General features: G+C 62.8%; 20 protein-coding genes. 13 read left to right on the top strand and 7 right to left on the bottom strand.

From position 1 onward, the window contains the following. Positions 1-8: 8 nt before the first annotated feature. The 6 genes from OW493_RS00295 to OW493_RS00270 form a co-directional block, all read right to left on the bottom strand. On the bottom strand, positions 9-263 hold the full coding sequence (locus OW493_RS00295) for a BolA/IbaG family iron-sulfur metabolism protein (protein ID WP_077371613.1): 255 nt from the start codon (positions 261-263) through the stop codon (positions 9-11). A gap of 189 nt (positions 264-452) precedes the next feature. Then, positions 453-824 (bottom strand): STAS domain-containing protein, encoded by a 372-nt coding sequence (locus OW493_RS00290; RefSeq protein WP_065392617.1) that lies wholly within the window; start codon positions 822-824, stop codon positions 453-455. 23 nt (positions 825-847) lie between these two features. After that, positions 848-1,519 carry an ABC transporter substrate-binding protein gene (locus OW493_RS00285; RefSeq protein WP_084209223.1) on the bottom strand — a complete coding sequence of 224 codons (672 nt, stop codon included), beginning with the start codon at positions 1,517-1,519 and terminating at the stop codon, positions 848-850. A 52-nt stretch (positions 1,520-1,571) separates the two neighbouring features. Further along, positions 1,572-2,036, bottom strand: coding sequence for an outer membrane lipid asymmetry maintenance protein MlaD (mlaD, locus tag OW493_RS00280; protein ID WP_077371603.1), 465 nt, complete (start codon positions 2,034-2,036; stop codon positions 1,572-1,574). Next, on the bottom strand, positions 2,033-2,836 hold the full coding sequence (mlaE, locus tag OW493_RS00275) for a lipid asymmetry maintenance ABC transporter permease subunit MlaE (RefSeq protein ID WP_077371600.1): 804 nt from the start codon (positions 2,834-2,836) through the stop codon (positions 2,033-2,035). Before mlaE ends, mlaD begins: the two co-directional genes overlap by 4 nt. Then, on the bottom strand, positions 2,833-3,765 hold the full coding sequence (locus OW493_RS00270) for an ATP-binding cassette domain-containing protein (RefSeq protein ID WP_289862747.1): 933 nt from the start codon (positions 3,763-3,765) through the stop codon (positions 2,833-2,835). Before OW493_RS00270 ends, mlaE begins: the two co-directional genes overlap by 4 nt. A gap of 283 nt (positions 3,766-4,048) precedes the next feature. On the opposite strand from OW493_RS00270, the gene OW493_RS00265 reads away from it, so the two are divergent. From OW493_RS00265 to mgtE, 12 genes are all read left to right on the top strand, one after another. Continuing rightward, positions 4,049-4,993: a calcium/sodium antiporter gene (locus OW493_RS00265; RefSeq protein ID WP_084209224.1), complete on the top strand. Its 945-nt coding sequence runs from the start codon at positions 4,049-4,051 to the stop codon at positions 4,991-4,993. A 225-nt stretch (positions 4,994-5,218) separates the two neighbouring features. After that, a complete protein-coding gene (locus OW493_RS00260; RefSeq protein WP_218015045.1) occupies positions 5,219-6,187 on the top strand; it encodes a KpsF/GutQ family sugar-phosphate isomerase in 969 nt (322 codons plus the stop codon). A 126-nt stretch (positions 6,188-6,313) separates the two neighbouring features. Next, positions 6,314-6,883, top strand: a complete 570-nt coding sequence (locus OW493_RS00255) for an HAD hydrolase family protein (RefSeq protein ID WP_077371591.1) — start codon at positions 6,314-6,316, stop codon at positions 6,881-6,883. Then, positions 6,883-7,566 (top strand): LPS export ABC transporter periplasmic protein LptC, encoded by a 684-nt coding sequence (gene lptC / locus OW493_RS00250; RefSeq protein WP_279855189.1) that lies wholly within the window; start codon positions 6,883-6,885, stop codon positions 7,564-7,566. Before OW493_RS00255 ends, lptC begins: the two co-directional genes overlap by 1 nt. A gap of 98 nt (positions 7,567-7,664) precedes the next feature. Continuing rightward, entirely contained in the window at positions 7,665-8,243 is a 579-nt protein-coding gene (lptA, locus tag OW493_RS00245) for a lipopolysaccharide transport periplasmic protein LptA (RefSeq protein WP_289862734.1), read from the top strand. Next, on the top strand, positions 8,240-8,986 hold the full coding sequence (gene lptB / locus OW493_RS00240) for an LPS export ABC transporter ATP-binding protein (RefSeq protein WP_289862731.1): 747 nt from the start codon (positions 8,240-8,242) through the stop codon (positions 8,984-8,986). Before lptA ends, lptB begins: the two co-directional genes overlap by 4 nt. A gap of 372 nt (positions 8,987-9,358) precedes the next feature. Then, positions 9,359-10,807: an RNA polymerase factor sigma-54 gene (locus tag OW493_RS00235; RefSeq protein WP_077371583.1), complete on the top strand. Its 1,449-nt coding sequence runs from the start codon at positions 9,359-9,361 to the stop codon at positions 10,805-10,807. Positions 10,808-11,405: 598 nt separating this feature from the next. Further along, positions 11,406-11,714: a ribosome-associated translation inhibitor RaiA gene (gene raiA / locus OW493_RS00230; protein WP_043332555.1), complete on the top strand. Its 309-nt coding sequence runs from the start codon at positions 11,406-11,408 to the stop codon at positions 11,712-11,714. Between the two features lie 9 nt (positions 11,715-11,723). Then, on the top strand, positions 11,724-12,194 hold the full coding sequence (locus tag OW493_RS00225) for a PTS sugar transporter subunit IIA (RefSeq protein WP_084209227.1): 471 nt from the start codon (positions 11,724-11,726) through the stop codon (positions 12,192-12,194). 96 nt (positions 12,195-12,290) lie between these two features. Beyond that, a complete protein-coding gene (gene rapZ / locus OW493_RS00220) occupies positions 12,291-13,205 on the top strand; it encodes an RNase adapter RapZ (RefSeq protein WP_289862724.1) in 915 nt (304 codons plus the stop codon). Beyond that, positions 13,192-13,461: an HPr family phosphocarrier protein gene (locus OW493_RS00215; RefSeq protein WP_077371575.1), complete on the top strand. Its 270-nt coding sequence runs from the start codon at positions 13,192-13,194 to the stop codon at positions 13,459-13,461. Before rapZ ends, OW493_RS00215 begins: the two co-directional genes overlap by 14 nt. A gap of 164 nt (positions 13,462-13,625) precedes the next feature. After that, positions 13,626-14,981: a magnesium transporter gene (gene mgtE, locus OW493_RS00210; RefSeq protein WP_077371573.1), complete on the top strand. Its 1,356-nt coding sequence runs from the start codon at positions 13,626-13,628 to the stop codon at positions 14,979-14,981. 107 nt (positions 14,982-15,088) lie between these two features. Here the strand turns inward: mgtE and pmbA are convergent, their stop codons facing one another. Then, positions 15,089-16,459, bottom strand: coding sequence for a metalloprotease PmbA (pmbA, locus tag OW493_RS00205; protein ID WP_289862719.1), 1,371 nt, complete (start codon positions 16,457-16,459; stop codon positions 15,089-15,091). Positions 16,460-16,535: 76 nt separating this feature from the next. Between pmbA and yjgA the strand changes: the two genes are divergently transcribed. Continuing rightward, the gene (yjgA, locus tag OW493_RS00200) at positions 16,536-17,039 is read left to right on the top strand and encodes a ribosome biogenesis factor YjgA (protein ID WP_077371567.1); all 504 of its coding nucleotides are present in this window, start codon (positions 16,536-16,538) and stop codon (positions 17,037-17,039) included. Positions 17,040-17,082 lie beyond the last annotated feature (43 nt).

Below are 17,082 nucleotides of genomic sequence, written 5' to 3'. Positions count from 1 at the left end.
TGTTCCGATCAGCTCTGGGCGTTGCCGACGGCAGCATCGTACTGCGCCGGGGTATAGGTACGAATGCTGATGGCGTGAAGCGCGCCAGAGCGAATCTCGTCATTGAGTGCGGCGTAGACCAACTGCTGGGCCTTGACGCGACTGAGGTCAGCGAAGACCTCGCCCACGGCGACGACCTGGAAGTTGCATCCTTCACCCTGGATATGAAAATCGACGTTCTCGATTCGAGCCTCGAGCAGGGCCTTGACATCATTCGGTTGCATGACGGGCGATGACTCCTTCGCGGTGCATGTCCGGGCCAGGCACATTACGCTGCGCTTCGACCTGGGCGATATGACCGCACATGGTAATCAAAAGCGCGCGGGAACGCGATTGGCGGCAGCCTCCTGCCTCCCACGTTCCCGCGCGCAGTGGTGGTGATCGAGCTGCTGGGCAGCCTGGCCGGAGCACGATCAGACAGCATCGACCTCAGGGCGAGGCGCCGAATCCGACGCCTGATCCGTGACCTCCAGTCCCGGCAACAGGACATCGAGGCCAGAGACGGAGGCCAGACGCTTGAGCGCAGGCGATAGACGCAGATGCGTGACATGCCCCGAATGGCGCGCCAGATGACGCTGCCACTCCAGCAGGACACTCAACGTGGCGGTGCTTGCGCCACCGACGCCACAGAGATCGATCTCGATACCCTCTGCATGCTGCCCGAGCCACTTGCAGCCCACTTCGGCGAGCTCGGAGGCGTGATCGAAATCCGGCTGACCGCTCAGCGTCAGGCAGCCATCGCCGGCACTCAGGGTCACGTCATCATCATCGAAGAGTGTTTTCATGGTCATATCGCCAGTGGTCAGGCTCAGCTGTCGCTGTCGCCCGCGCTCTCCCCGCTGTCCTTTTCCAGGTCGACATCCGGCTGCCAGCCCTTGATGACGGCATCGATATCACGGCCATTGTCACGCATGGCCTGGTCGAACTGATTGCGGAAGGTCAGGCCCAGATTGACGCCATTGACGATCACGTTGACCACTTTCCACTCGTCATTGCGCAGACGCATGGAATAGGCCACCGGGTACACCTTGCCCTTGGTGTCGATCACGTCCATGTAGACGGTGTCCTGATCTTCATAACGACGCTCGCCTTCACTGTCCTTCACTTCGAGCTTGGCGTAGTCAAAGCTCACCAGGCCCTTCGCGTAGGTACCGATCAGGGTGTCATGGAAGACCTTGGAGAATTCGGTACGCTGTTCCGGAGAGGCACCCTTGAAGTACTTGCCCATCACGCTTGCCGCGATGTAGCGGTAATCCACGACCGGCTCGAGGGAGTTGTCGACCAGCGCTTCCAGCTCGTCGACGTGATCCTTGTAATAGCTTTCGCGGCTGTCGATCTTGGTGGTCAGGCCTTCGACGGTATCACGCAGCAGCACGTCCGGCTCCTGGGAAGCGGCAGAGGCCAGCGGGCTCATCGCCATCATGGCAGACAGGCTCAATACGCTCAGTGGGCGAATCAGCTGCTTGAGGATATGGGTCATCGGATTTGCTCCTTGAAAATGTGCATCGCGCCAACGGCGAGTCAGGTCTGCGTCAGCTCTTCGAGAAATTGGAGACGAACTGCTGAATCAACTCTTCCAGTACCAGTGCCGACTGGGTATCCCGGATGGTGTCGCCATCCTCCAGCGTTTCCGGATCCCCCCCGGTGGTCAGGCCGACATATTGCTCGCCCAGCAGACCGGAGGTCAGGATGGCAGCCGTGGTGTCCTTGCTCAACTTGCCCTTGAGGCTGCTGTCCAGCTTCATCGTGACACGGGCGTCAAACCACTTGGGATCCAGCTCGATCTTCTCGACACTGCCGATCGCCACGCCCGCCATGGTCACCTTGGACCGCGGCTTGAGGCTTCCTATCCCTGAAAAGTTGGCATTGAGCACGAAGGTGTCATCCGCCTGCTGGAAGGTGACGCCACTGACGCGCAGCCCGAGGAACACCATGCCCAGAAAACCGGCAAGTACGAACAGGCCCACGCCGAACTCGACCATGCGGGTACGTTTCATCCAATATCTCCAAACATGACGGCTGTGAGGACGAAATCGAGTCCCAGCACCGCCAGCGATGAATAAACCACAGTACGTGTGGTCGCGCGTGAAATGCCTTCCGAGGTCGGGATCAGGTCATAGCCCTGGAAGACAGCGATCCAGCTCACCACCAGCCCGAAGACCAGTGACTTGACGACGCCGTTCATGACATCCCCGACGAAGTCGACATTCGATTGCATGCTGCTCCAGTAGGCCCCTTCGTAGATGCCGAGCCAATCGACACCCACGAGCTTGCCACCCAGAATCCCCACGACGCTGAAGCCGATGGTCAACAGCGGCAGGGACACGAAACCGGCCCACAGCCGCGGAGCGACGATCCGCTTGAGGGGATCCACGCCGATCATTTCCATGCTGGTGAGCTGCTCGGTCGCCTTCATCAGGCCGATCTCGGCCGTCAGGGCAGAGCCGGCGCGCCCGGCGAACAGCAGCGCCGCCACGACCGGGGCCAGCTCGCGCAGCAGCGACAGCGACACCATCTGGCCAAGCGCCTCCTCAGCACCGAACCCGACCAGAATGGTATAGCCCTGCAGGGCCAGCACCATGCCGATGAACAACCCCGACACCAGCACGATCGCCAGTGACAGTACGCCGACGAAGTGCATCTGACGCACCCAGAGGGAGAACCCCTCACGGGATGGCAGGCCGACGCCCGCCTGCGCCAACAGCATGCCGGCGCGGCCGATGGCAGAGATCACCTCGATGGTGCTGCGCCCCAGCGAGGTGATGGCCCCCAGCGGGCCACGATTCAGACCGCTCATGCTGATTGCCCTCTCTGTGAAGTGCCACTGACCGCTTCTCTGCCATCGAGAATGTCGCCGGCGAAATCCGGCGCGGGATAGTGGAACGGCACCGGTCCATCCGGCTTGCCGTGGATGAACTGGGCCACGCGCGGGTCCGCCTCGGCGTTCAGGGCTTGTGGCGTGCCCTGCGCCATGACCTTGCCATCGGCGATCACATAGACGTAATCGGCGATGGTCAGCGTCTCCTTGATATCGTGGGAGACCACCACCGCCGTCATGCCCAGCGCATCGTTGAGGCGGCGGATCAGATTGACCAGCACGCCCATCGAGATGGGGTCCTGACCGGCAAAGGGCTCGTCGTACATGATCAGGTCCGGATCCAGTGCGATGGCGCGTGCCAGCGCGACACGCCGCGTCATGCCACCGGAGAGCTCGGCGGGCATCAGTTCACGCGCCCCACGCAGCCCGACGGACTCGAGCTTGATCAGCACGATGTCGCGGATCATCGCCTCGGGGAGATTGGTATGGACCCGCAACGGGAAGGCCACGTTCTCGAACACGCTGAGATCCGAGAACAGCGCACCACTCTGGAACAGCATGCCCATGCGACGCCGCATGCGGAACAGTTCGCGCCGCGACAGGGCATGCACATGGTGACCGGCGATATCCACACGCCCGGCGGACGGGGTCAACTGCCCCCCGATCAGCTTGAGCAGCGTCGTCTTGCCGGTACCGGAGGGCCCCATGATGGCGGTGATCTTGCCACGCGGAATCTTCAGGTCTATCCCGGAGAAGATCTCGCGCTCTCCACGGGTGAAGCGCAGGCCTTCGACACGAATCAATGCGTCGTCGAGGTCGATGTCAGCGGAGCCACGGCGAGAGGATGGCGATGCATCAGCGCCGGCCGCAGCGGTCGCTGTAGCAGCCTGACCGGGTAATTCAGTCATAGAAGCATCCGCTGTGAGGGAGTCACGACACTGGCCATGGGCAATCCGTCGCCTGGCACTGTGCCGCGAGTCCGAATCTTGGAGTTCATGGATCACGTCATTCGGGAATCAAGTTAGTTAGCGAACATCGTATCCGAACCCGCCCCCTCACTACCAGTCCGTTGCAGGGTCCATCGCATCCCGCAGATGCGATCCCTTGCCTTGCAATGCCTTGGGGGGATGCGTTTAATGGCGCGGTCACTGGCGACAAGCCGCTGCCCTGCCTCCTGCCCCGAGAGTTCCGATGCTATATCCCATCCTCGCTGTCATCCTTGGCCTGATAGGTCTTGTCTGGAGCGCCGATCGCTTCGTCGAAGGCGCCGCCGCTACCGCATGGCGAGCTGGCATGAGCAAGCTGCTCATCGGGATGACCATCGTCTCCATCGGCACTTCGGCGCCGGAGATCGTGGTCTCGATCATGGCCTCACTTGACGGCACCCCCGACATCGCCACCGGCAATGCTCTGGGGTCCAACATCGCCAACATCGGTCTGGTGCTGGGCGTCACGGCGCTCATCGCTCCCATCCCAGTGCATTTCGGCCTGGTGCGCCGTGAACTGCCGCTGCTGCTGGCCGCGACGGCACTGGGGGGCTATGCCCTCTCCAACAGCGGGCTCGAGCGTCTGGATGGCATCCTGCTGCTGGCACTGCTGGTGTTCACGCTTGTCTGGCTGTTCAAGGTCGACTCGCCGAGTGACGCCGAGAGTCAGGATGACGTCCCTGAGATGAGCGCCGGACGCGCCATCTTCTGGCTGCTCTTCGGTCTGGCGGTGTTGATCGCCAGCTCACGCGCGCTGGTCTGGGGCGCCACCGATATCGCCCAGGCACTCGGCGTCCCCGAACTGATCATCGGCCTGACCGTCATCGCCATCGGCACCAGCCTGCCGGAGCTCGCGGCCAGCGTGGCCAGCGCACTCAAGCGCCATCACGACATCGCCATCGGCAACGTCATCGGCTCCAACCTCTTCAACATCCTGGCCGTCCTGCCGGTACCGGGCCTGCTGGCACCGGGGCCGGTGGATGGCAGCGCCATCAGTCGCGACTACCCGGTGATGCTCGGTCTGACCCTGATGCTGGCCGCCCTGCTCATCTGGCAGCGTCGCGGCCGCATCGGCCGTGGTCCGGGGCTGGTGCTGCTGGCCTGCTACCTCGGCTACACGGCCTGGCTTGCCATCAGCCTGACTCGCTGACGCCTGTGGGCGGACAGGCCGGAACGATCAGGCCATCCGCCCCGTGTCAGCATCACGCCCGAGGCGTTGCAGCGCGTGAGTGACGCCTCTCTCACGTACCTTGAGTCCTGGCCACACACAGGCAACAATCTGAACATGACCAAGTCCTCCAGAATCCAGCCCGCCACCTCCGACATGTCTTCCACTGCCGATGATTCGCCCTCCAGCGGCCGCGATCACGCCGCCATGCAGGCGGATTTCCGCGCCAGCGCCCGACGCACCTTCGCGATCGAGGGCGCCGCCATCGCGGCACTGGAGCACCAGCTGGATGCAGAGTTCGATCGTGCCTGCCAGCTGATGATGGCGACCAAGGGTCGGGTGATCGTCACCGGCATGGGGAAATCCGGCCATATCGCCAGCAAGATCGCGGCGACTCTGGCCAGCACCGGCACGCCGGCGTTCTTCGTGCATCCCGGCGAAGCCAGCCATGGGGATCTCGGCATGATCACCTCGTCGGACACGGTGCTGGCACTGTCCAATTCCGGTGAAACCGCCGAAGTCACCGCCCTGCTGCCACTGCTCAAGCGCATGGGGACGCCGCTGGTCTCGATGACCGGCAAGCCCGGCTCGACGCTCGCGCGTGATGCAGACGCACACCTGGACACCAGCGTCGCCCAGGAGGCCTGTCCGCTGAATCTGGCACCGACGGCCTCCACGACCGCCGCACTGGTGATGGGGGATGCGCTGGCCGTGGCACTGCTGGAAGCCCGCGGCTTCACCGCCGAGGAGTTCGCACTCTCTCATCCCGGTGGCAGTCTGGGGCGGCGACTGCTGCTGCGCGTCCAGGACGTCATGCATCAAGGCGATGCCCTGCCACGCGTGGCGCTGGGCAGCCCGCTGCGCGATGCGCTGCTCGAGATCACCCGCCAGGGCATGGGGTTCACCTGCGTGATCGACGAGGACGAGCATCTGGTCGGCGTCTATACCGATGGGGATCTGCGCCGCACCCTGGACCAGCACGGCGATCTGCGTGCGCTCAAGGTCGATGACGTCATGACGCGCGGTGGCAAGACCATCCGCTCCAGCATGCTGGCCGCCGAGGCGGTGCGCATCATGGAAGAAAACCGCATCAGCGTTCTGGTAGTCTGTGACGAGGATGAGCACCCGATCGGCGCCATCCACATGCACGGCCTGCTGGCCAGCGGCGTGATCTGAACTCCCCCGCGGGATTGCTGTCTCTGCACGACAGTCCCGTGAGTCTGGCGAGGGCAGCACGCAGCCGTTGGCGGTCGTCGCCTACAGGAATGCGTCACGCATGCACGGAATGCGAGGAGAAAGACCATGAATGACATCACTTCCCTGGCGGAGGACTACCCCCAGGACATCATCGACCGCTCACGTCGCGTGCGCCTGCTGGCGCTGGATGTGGACGGCGTGCTGACGGACAACCGGCTGCACTACGATGCCAATGGCGTGGAAACCAAGAGCTTCCATGTCCAGGATGGCCACGGCCTCAAGCTGATCCTGCGCAGCGGTATCCGGGTCGCCTTGATCACGGGTCGCAGCTCGCCGATGGTGGAACGTCGCGCCAAGGAGCTGGGTATCCAGGACGTCATTCAGGGCCGCGAGGACAAGCTGGTCGCGCTGACCAACCTGTGTCGCGAGCACGATATCGCGCTGGATGACGTGGCCTACTGCGGAGATGACCTGCCGGATCGCGAAGCCATTCGTCGCGTCGGTCTGGGGGTCAGCGTTCCCAACGCCATGCCCTATGTGATGAGTGAAGCCAATTGGGTGACCACGCGTCAGGGCGGTGATGGTGCCGTGCGCGAGATCTGTGATCTGCTGCTCAAGGCACAGGGCCACTGGGCCTCGGTGCTGGATACCTATCTGCAGGAGTCGCGCGCCTGATGCCACGTCTGCCCCGTCCCTCTCCGCGCCTGTGGCTGATGCTGCTGCTCCTGCTGGTCGGCGGCGTCATGGCCCTGATCGAGCAGCGCAACAGTCTGGAGTCGACAGTGGATGTCGACGCCAGCAGTGATGAGCCGGATTACTATCTCGAGGGGGCTGACATGACGCGCTTCGATGCGCGGGGAGTGTCGATCCAGTCGATGACCTCCCCGCACATCGAACACACGCCAGGCGATGACGTGACGCGTGCGCAGGCACCGAAGATCCGGACCAACGACAGCGAAGACCGTCGCTGGTACGCCACGGGTGACAGTGGCGTGTTGAGTGCCGGCGGCGACACCTTCACCCTCGAGGGCAATGCCAGGCTGCGCCAGCCTTCGGACGCCTGGACACTGGACACCGACGTGCTGCATTACAGTCGTGAGCAGAACCGTGCCTGGAGTGACGTGCCGGTGGTGATCACCCAGAATGGTCAACGCGTCGAGAGTGACCGCTTCAGCGCTGACCTCTCTCAGGATTCCGCCCAGCTGGAAGGCCGCGTCCGCAGTACCCTGCAACCCGGCAAGGGCAAGAGCGATGCCGCCCGGGAAGCCGAGACTCTCGACACCGGCAATGACACCACCCGTGACGATGATGGCCGCGTCTCCAGCACCTTCGATGCCGCGCCGGCCCAGGATCAGTGAGCGCACCCCTGCATGCGCCGAATCCTCTCTCCCCGATTTCCGCTTCACGATGGCCTGAGTGATCGTGAAGCCTTACCAGTTCTGCCAAGGAGCACTCCATGACTTCAACGACTCTCACGCCCTTGACGGTCTGGCGCCAGACACTCAGACCCGGTGTCATGGCCCTTGGCCTGGCACTTGGCATGACGACGCTTTCCCCGACCGCACTGGCGCTGGACAGCGATGCCAACCAGCCGATCAACATTGCCGCCGACTCACTGTCACTGGATGACAAGGCCGGCACGGCCACCTATACCGGTCGCGTGGAAATGCGCCAGGGCAGCATGAAGCTGGATGCCGCGCGCGTGGACATCAGTCGCGCCGACAGCGGCGAGATTTCCCTGGTCAAGGCCACCGGCCAGCGCGCCTACATGGAGCAGAAACCCGATACCGACGAGCGACTGGTCAAGGGCTGGGCGAATACCATTCGCTACCACGCGCTGGAGCGCCGGGTGGAACTGGTCGGCGATGCCCGTCTGGAGAAAGGCGATGACACCTTCGAAGGTGGCTACGTGGAATACTTCCTGGACAAGCGCCAGGTCAATGCCAGCAATGGCACCGATGCCTCATCCTCCGAGGGGTCACGCGTCCACATGACCCTGACGCCACGTGGCGCCAATGCCAGCAAGGGTCAATGAGAATGACTGCTGCCAGCCCACGTACCCTCAGCGCTCGTCATCTGGCCAAGGCCTACAAGGGTCGCAAGGTCGTCAAGGACATCTCGCTGGAAATCCGCCAGGGTGACATCGTAGGCCTGCTGGGCCCCAACGGGGCCGGCAAGACGACCTCGTTCTACATGATCGTCGGCCTCGTGCGCTCGGATGCCGGTAGCGTGACCATCGATGACCACGACCTGTCCGGCGCCGCCATGCATCAGCGGGCTCGCGCCGGCATCGGCTATCTGCCCCAGGAAGCCTCGATCTTCCGCAAGCTCTCGGTGTCCGACAACATCATGGCGATCCTCGAGACGCGCAAGGATCTGGATCGCAACGGACGCAAGGCACGCCTGGAGGAGCTGCTCAACGAGTTCAGCATCACGCATATTCGTGACAGTGCCGGCATGAGCCTTTCCGGCGGGGAGCGCCGCCGCGTGGAGATCGCTCGCGCACTGGCCACCGAGCCGGACTTCGTGCTGCTTGATGAGCCGTTTGCCGGCGTGGACCCCATCTCGGTGGGCGAGATCAAGAGCATCGTGCGCCAGCTGCGTGACCGCGGCATCGGGGTGCTGATCACCGATCACAACGTGCGCGAGACACTCGACATCTGCGATACCGCCTACATCGTGGGCGATGGCCAGATCATCGCGCATGGCGACGCCGACACCATCCTCGCCAACCAGCAGGTGCGTGATGTCTACCTGGGCCATGAGTTCAAGCTCTAGCCCGAGAGTGGCGTCAGCCTGGTGAGAGCCGTCAGCCTGGTGAGAGCCGTCAGCCTGGTGAGAGCCGTCAGCCTGACGAGAGCCGTCCGACCTCTTCTGCTCTCACCAGCACCCTCCAGCACCCGCCACTTCCTGCTTCACTGTCGGGGCCTCGTTCCCCGCCCCCTCACGCAAGCGCCTCGACAGGCGCTTGCGTGATCTCCCCGTGAACCCTCCTGCTCTGCCACACCTCACTCGAATGCATGACGTCCATACCACCTTGGTGGCAACATGGCATGCAAGTTGCTTGAATATTCTCGACTGCCCCTTGTCAGTGCCCCGACCCACGGTATAGCGTAGATGCACGTTCCTTTGCCGTGAATGACAGACCCCATGAAACCCACCTTGCAGCTTCGACTCGGCACTTCCCTGACCATGACCCCGCAACTTCAGCAAGCGATCCAGCTGCTGCAGTTGTCGACGCTGGACCTGCGTCAGGAGATACAGCAGGCGCTTGAGTCAAACCCCATGCTGGAGCTTGACGAGGAATACGAGTCGCTGGATGTCGCGGAGACACAGGACAAGAGCGAGATCTCCACCTCCGAGACCAACAGCGAGATTCCTGAAGAATACCCTCTCGACAGTGACTGGTCGGACCTCTACCAGGATCACGCAGGCAGCCTGACCAGTTCCGGCAGCGGAAGCTCGAGCGAGGACGGGCCGGACTTCGATCGCAACACCAGTGTCGAAAGCCTGCAGGACCACCTGCGCTGGCAGCTGGCGATGACGGACCTCGATGCGCGTGAACGCCAGATGGCGGAGAGTCTGATCGATGCGGTGGATGGGGCCGGCTACCTGAGCATGAGCCTGGACGAACTGGTCGATGGCCTGCGAGGTCAGGGACTGCCCGGCCTCAAGGCGTCGGAACTCGAGCAGGTCCTGCTGCGCCTTCAGCAGTTCGATCCCACCGGTGTGTTCGCTCGAGACCTGCGGGAATGCCTGCTGCTGCAGCTGGCCCTGCTGCCGGACGATCTGCCATTGCTGGCCCAGGCCCGCCGTCTGGTGCGGCAATTCCTCGAGGCACTGGGCAATGACGATCGCAAGCTGCTCAAGCGTCGCCTGAGCCTGGATGATGATGAGCTGGATCACGTCATTCGTCTGGTACGGGCGCTCGACCCGCGCCCGGCGTCCGCCTGGGGCGAGCCTGCCAGTGATTACGTCATCCCGGACCTGCTGGTCCGTCATACGCGTCACGGCTGGCAGGTCGAGCTCAACCCGGAAGCGCTGCCCAAGCTGCGTATCCAGCCGGAATATGCCGCCCTCATCAAGCGGGCCGACAAGTCCGCGGACAATACCTTCCTCAAGGACAATCTTCAGGAAGCCCGCTGGCTGATGAAGAGCCTGTCCTCACGCAATGACACCCTGCTCAAGGTGGGCCGCGAGATCATGGCGCGCCAGATCGACTTCCTCGAGCAGGGGGAAGAAGGCATGAAGCCGCTGATCCTCGCCAACATCGCGGAAGTGGTCGAGATGCACGAATCCACCATCTCGCGGGTGACCACCCAGAAATATATCCACACCCCGAGAGGCGTGTTCGAACTCAAGTTCTTCTTCTCGAGTCAGGTGGGTGGCAGCGGCAACGGTGACGCGCACTCCAGCACCGCGATCCGTGCGCGCATTCGCAAGCTGATCTCGGAAGAACCGGCGCGCAAGCCATTGTCCGACTCACGCCTGGTGGATCTGCTGGCCAGTGATGGCATCGAGGTAGCGCGCCGGACGGTCGCCAAGTATCGCGAGGCCATGGGCATCCCCTCCTCCAGCGAGCGCAAGCGCTTAGCGTGAGTCTCGACAACGGATACCCGCAGGCCAGCGGACTCCACACGTCGGAGCGCTGAAGCTCGCCCCCTTGCACCTGCCATCCTGGCATCATCTGCCAATCGGTCGTCTGAATACCGGTTGGCAATGCCTGTCCTTGCGACTGCGTGAGTGACTTCACGCCCCAATTGCCTATTTTTCCAGCCACTTTTCTCCAGAGTGCTTTCTTTTTCCCTCACATCCCACGGACAGATAGCCAGGGGTCGCCACCGACTCCTGCCACACGAACGTCGACGTAAATGCTGACATTGGCCACAAACGGCCGGTTTCTCGAGCCCCATTCCGTCCGTGATGCGAGGCGATGCTCATGAAGAACCTGCTGATATCCCTCGCTGGGTTGAAGACAAGCCTTGCCCCACGATGCAGCGCAGCGTTGATCTTTGTTCAAAGCTTGGGCATTGTCGGGGTAGACGCTCGGTACACCGGCACCGCCGCTCTCGCCAGCAGATGATCGCCACGAGACCATGGCCGGAGTCAGAAAGTGGCCGCGCGTTCAATCAGGGTTTGCTCGCAGTCAAAAAGGGTTACAATTCAAAGGCAACCCGCTGGATAAAGGAGCGTGTCCATGCAAGTGAATATCACCGGGCATCATGTGGAACTCACCGATCCTCTCCGCGATTATGTCAACGAGAAGCTCGCTCGCCTCGAACGGCATTACGACAACATCACCAATGTTCAGGTGACACTGTCGATCGAGAAGGAACGCCAACAGGCTGCCTGCACCCTGCACGCCGCTGGCGCCGACCTCCATGCCCTGGCAGAAGACCCCAACATGTACGCTGCCATCGACGCGCTCGCCGACAAGCTGGACCGCCAGCTGGTCAAACACAAGGAAAAGTCCCAGGCTCGCTCTCAGGGCACCGGGACCCGTTGACCTTCTGCCATGACACTTGATCAGATCCTTCCCCCCGAGCGCACGCTCTACGGCGTCCCCGGGGGGAGCAAGAAGCGGGTGCTGGAATTCTTCAGCACCTTCATTGCTCAGAACATTCCCAGCCTGGACAGCCAGGAAGTCTTCTCGCGCCTGATCGGGCGCGAGAGACTGGGTTCGACGGGCATCGGCCACGGCGTGGCCGTGCCACATGCACGCAGTCCACACTGCAAGACCCCCATCGCGGCGTTCATGAAGCTCGGTGACCCCATCGACTTTGACGCCATCGATGGCGAACCCATCGATCTGCTGTTCGTGCTGCTGGTCCCCGAGGAGGCAGATGACACCCATCTCACTCTGCTCGGCCAGGTGGCGGAACTGCTCAACTCGCCCACCAACCGGGCAGCATTGCGCCAGGCAGACAGTCAGCGAGCATTGTTCGATGCCCTGACCTCGGCCATCGCCGAATTGCCGGCGCGCTGAACCTGCAAGCCCGGACTCGCTCCGGGCTTGTCGCTGACTGGCCTCAGGCACCCTCCGCTTTCACCTCATGCTGACCTCGCCCTGGGAGAGCACTCCATGAAGATCGTGATCATCAGTGGTCGCTCCGGTTCCGGCAAATCGATTGCCCTCCAGGCGCTGGAAGACATTGGCTACTATGCCATCGACAATCTGCCCGGCATGCTGCTGGCACCATTGGTCGAGCAGCTGGAAAAGGACAGCCCCACCCGCCGGCGCATCGCGGTCTCCATTGACGCGCGCAACCTCCCCGATGCCCTGAGTCGCTTCCCTGAACTGCTCGACAGCGTTCGTCAGAGCGGCATGGATGTGCAGGTCGTCTACCTGACCACGGACTCCCGTGTCCTGCTCGAACGCTATTCCGCGACCCGCCGCCGTCATCCGCTGACCCGCGACAATGACCGCACGCTGGCCGAGGCCATCGAGATCGAGCAGCAGACACTGGCCCCGATTCGTCAGAAGGCGGATCTTGTCATCGACTCGACCAACCTCAGCGTGCATGACCTGCGCTCGCGCATCACCGAACAGGTCGCACAGCACAGCTCTCGTCATCTGACACTCACCTTCGAGTCCTTCGGCTTCAAGCATGGCGTGCCGACCGATGCCGACATGGTGTTCGATGCCCGCTGCCTGCCCAACCCCTACTGGGACATCAATCTGCGCAGCGATACCGGTCGTGATGACAGCGTGGCGGAATTCCTGCAGCGCTACCCGGACGTCAAGGCGATGCAGGATGACATCACCGGCTGGCTGGAACGCTGGCTGCCCGCCTATCAGGCCAGCAATCGCAGCTACCTGACCGTTTCGGTGGGCTGTACCGGTGGCCAGCATCGCAGCGTCTATCTCTGCGAGCAGCTGGCCGAACATTTCGCCAAGCAGCTTCCGGAAGTGCGTCTACGCCACCGGGAGCTGGGGATCCATACGGCCCTGGCGATCAGCGATACCCGTCAGGAGTCACACGATGCCCAGTCGTGAACTGGTTCTGACCAACAAGCGCGGGCTGCATGCTCGCGCTGCCACCAAGCTGGTCAACTGCTGTGCGCCCTTCGAGGCCACGGTCATGGTCAGTCACGGTGAGCGACGCGCCAACGCGGCCAACGTCATGGCGCTGCTGATGCTGGCAGCCCCGTGTGGCACGGCGCTGATCATCGATGTCGAGGGCGAACAGGCAGATGAGGCCCTGTCTGCGATCGAGTCCCTGTTCGAGGCGCGCTTCGAAGAGGAAGAATGACGCCTCCGCACGCCATCTGACATCCCCCGCCCGCCGGCTTTCTGCCACTTTTTCCGCGCTGATTGCCCTATCGATAAGAAACAGTGTTTTCTTTTGTCGACGCGCCCCCCTGCGCCAATGGTAGAATCAACGCTGTCCTTCATGTCGACAGGGGAAGCCGACAGATGAGCAAGACGTCACGCAAACTCAAGCCTAGACTTGATCGCCTGTCACAGGCACTGGAAAGTGGCGAGCTGGATCAGGCAAGGCGCATGCTGAATCGCGGCCTGGCACCGGTGGACGTGGCCCACTTGCTGGAATCCTCCCCCCCCAAGGAGCGCAACCTGCTCTGGGAGCTGGTCGACGCCGAACTTCAGGGCGATGTGCTCCAATACCTTGGCGAGGATATCCAGAGCGACTTCCTCAAGGACATGGATGCCGAGGACGTCCTGGCCGCCACCGAGAATCTGGAACCGGATGATGTCGCTGACATCCTCCAGCGGCTTCCGAATGCCGTGATTCTCGAAGTCCTCGACTCCATGGAGGCGCAGGAACGCCAGCGGGTCGAGACGGTGCTGTCCTATCCCGAGGACACTGCCGGCGGCTTGATGAACACGGACACCATCACCATCCGTCCGGACATCACCCTGGATGTCGTGTTGCGTTACATCCGCCGTCACGAGCGACTTCCCGATTCCACCGACACCCTGCTGGTCGTCTCGCGCCGCGATGAATTCATCGGCGCCCTGCCCATCAACCGCCTGCTGGTCTCTGACCCCGGTGTCACAGTGCGCGAGGTGATGGATACCGACAGCGTGGTGATTCCGGCATTGATGCCGGAGAGCGAGGTCGCCTCGCTGTTCGAGAAGCATGACCTGATCTCGGCGCCTGTCGTCGGCGGTGATGGCAATCTGCTCGGGCGCATCACCATCGATGACGTGGTCGACGTCATCCGCGGCGATGCCGAGCACCAGGTCATGTCGATGGCGGGGATGGACGAGGATGAAGATACCTTCTCCCCGGTGATGCGCACCTCCTGGCGTCGCGCCATCTGGCTTGGCATCAACCTGCTGACCGCCTTCATGGCGTCCGCCGTGATCGGGATGTTCGAGGGCACCATCCAGAAGATCACCGCGCTGGCGGTACTGATGCCCATCGTCGCCAGCATGGGCGGCATTGCCGGCTCACAGGCACTGACGGTACTGATTCGCGGCATCGCACTGGGACACGTCAAGAGTGGCAACGTGCGCTGGCTTCTCAAGCGCGAAATCATCGTCGCGGGACTCAATGGTCTGCTGTGGGCGGTGGTGGTCGCCGGGATCGCCATCGTCTGGTTCGGTGATGTCCAGTTGGGGGCCATCATCGGTGCCGCCATCATGATCAATCTGTTGATCGCGGCCGTGACCGGGACATTGCTGCCGATACTGCTCAAGAAGCTCAATATCGACCCGGCCCTCTCCGGCAGCGTGATCCTGACCACCGTGACCGACGTGATCGGCTTCATGGCCTTCCTGGGCCTGGCGACCTGGCTCTATCTGTAATACGCCCGATGGATTCCAGTGACTGCTCCAGAAAACAACACGGCCGCTCCCAAGGGAGCGGCCGTGTTGTTTTCTGAACTCTCGCGCAGAGACAGAAGTGTCAGCGATCAGCCTTCCAGCTCATCGTCTTCACCTTCGGACATGCCCGCGACGGTCATGCCACCGATCAGCCAGCTGCCAGAGTGGATGCTGCCCCGGGTATCGACATCATCACCGACCGCCAGCAGATTGGCGGCCATGTCACGCAGATTGCCGGCGATCGTGAACTCCTCGACCGCGTGCTGGATCTCGCCATTCTCGACCCAGAAGCCCGAAGCGCCACGTGAGTAGTCACCGGTCACGCCGTTGACGCCCTGACCCATCAGCTCGGTCACCAGCACGCCGGTGCCCATCTGCTTGAGCATCTCGTCACGGGAGGTCAGTGGCGCGGTGATGCGCACGTTGCGCGCGCCGCCCGCGTTGCCGGTGGTCTGCATGCCCAGGCGACGAGCACTGTAGGCGCTCAGCATGTAACTCTGCACCTTGCCGTCGGCAAAGTAGACATTGTCACGCGTGGCGACACCGTCGTTGTCGAAGGCGGCACTCGACATGCCACCCACCTCACGCGGCTTCTCGCCGAGGGTGAACCAGTCAGGGAACAGCGGCTGACCCAGGCTGTCGCACAGGAAGCTGGACTCACGATACAGCGAGCCACCCGCGATGGCGGACAGATAGTGCCCTACCAGGCCTGCCGACATCTGCGGGTCGAACATGACCGGCATGCGCCCCGTCGCCACCTTGCGCGCGTTGAGGCGTGCCAGCGTGCGGCGCGCAGCCTCACGCCCCACATCCTCCGGGGAGCGCAGGTCGGCCGGGTTGCGCACGCTGGTGTAGTCATAGTCACGCTGCATGCCCTGTTCATCCCTGGCGATCAACATGCAGGACATCGAGTGTCGGCTGCCGCACTGACTGGCCAGGAAGCCGTGGCTGTTGCCGTAGACCTGCACACCTTCCCCACTGGAGAAGCTGGCACCTTCGGATTGCGCGATACCTTCCACTTCCAGTCCGGCACGCTCACACGCCAGCGCCAGATCCGTCGCGTCATCGACGCTGATCGCCCAGGGGTGATGCGCCTGAAGATCCGGGAAATCGGTGGCCATCAGTTCGGCCGGCGCCAATCCGGCAAAGCTGTCCTCGCCGGTGTAATGAGCGATGGAGACCGCTTTCTCGACCGCGGCACGAATCGAGTCGCTACCGGCGTCGGAAGAGGTCGCGCTGCCCTTGCGATTGCCCAGATACACGGTCACGCCGATCCCCTGGTCACGCGACAGTTCGACGGTTTCGACTTCTCCGTCACGCACCGAGATGCTGACGCCCTGATCGACGCTGGCGCCCACCTCACAGGCATCGGCTCCCAGACTGCGGGCCAGCTCGAGCGCTTCGCTGACGCGGCGCTCCAGCAGTTGTTGCTGAGCAACGGCATCAAAGGCCTGGCTCATGTTGTTCTCCTTCTGAGGAGACGGGGCGCTGGCAGTGCTATACTGCCGCAAATTTCCCCGACTCGTTGGAATTGGCATGCGTAAAGAAAGACCTGAGGAGCTCGTCGAGCGTCCCAGCAAATCCCAGATGAAGCGTGAAATGATCGAGCTTCAGGCCCTCGGCAAGAAGATCATCGACATGCCGGCCGGTCAGCGCGCCAAGTTCCCGCTCTCCGATGACATGCTGGCCGCCATCGATGAGTGCGGACGCATTCGCAGTCATGAAGGCCTGCGCCGTCATATGCAGTACGTCGGCAAGCTGATGCGCAAGGAAGATCTCGAGGCCATCAACGCCGTCTTCCAGAGCATGGAGCAGCAGAGCATCCGTCGGGATGCCTCCTTCCAGCGCCTGGAGCGCTGGCGCGATCGCCTGATCGAGGACGACGAAGCCTTCGTGATCTTCGTCGAGGACTACCCGGAGGTGGACCGCCAGGCACTGCGTCAGCTGATCCGCAATTCACGCGCCGAGCGTGATGCCGGCAAGCAGCCCAACAGCGCCAAGAAGCTCTTCAGGCTGCTGCGTGCCGAGCTCGATCTGTAATTCTGACACCTCACGCTTCATCGACGCCGCCGCGGCCCTGCCA

The sequence above is a fragment of the Cobetia sp. 14N.309.X.WAT.E.A4 genome (assembly GCF_030397495.1).
Taxonomy (GTDB): Bacteria; Pseudomonadota; Gammaproteobacteria; order Pseudomonadales; family Halomonadaceae; genus Cobetia; species Cobetia marina.
The sequence above is the reverse complement of the archived record's forward strand: the minus strand, read 5'-3'. Positions and strand labels throughout refer to the sequence as shown.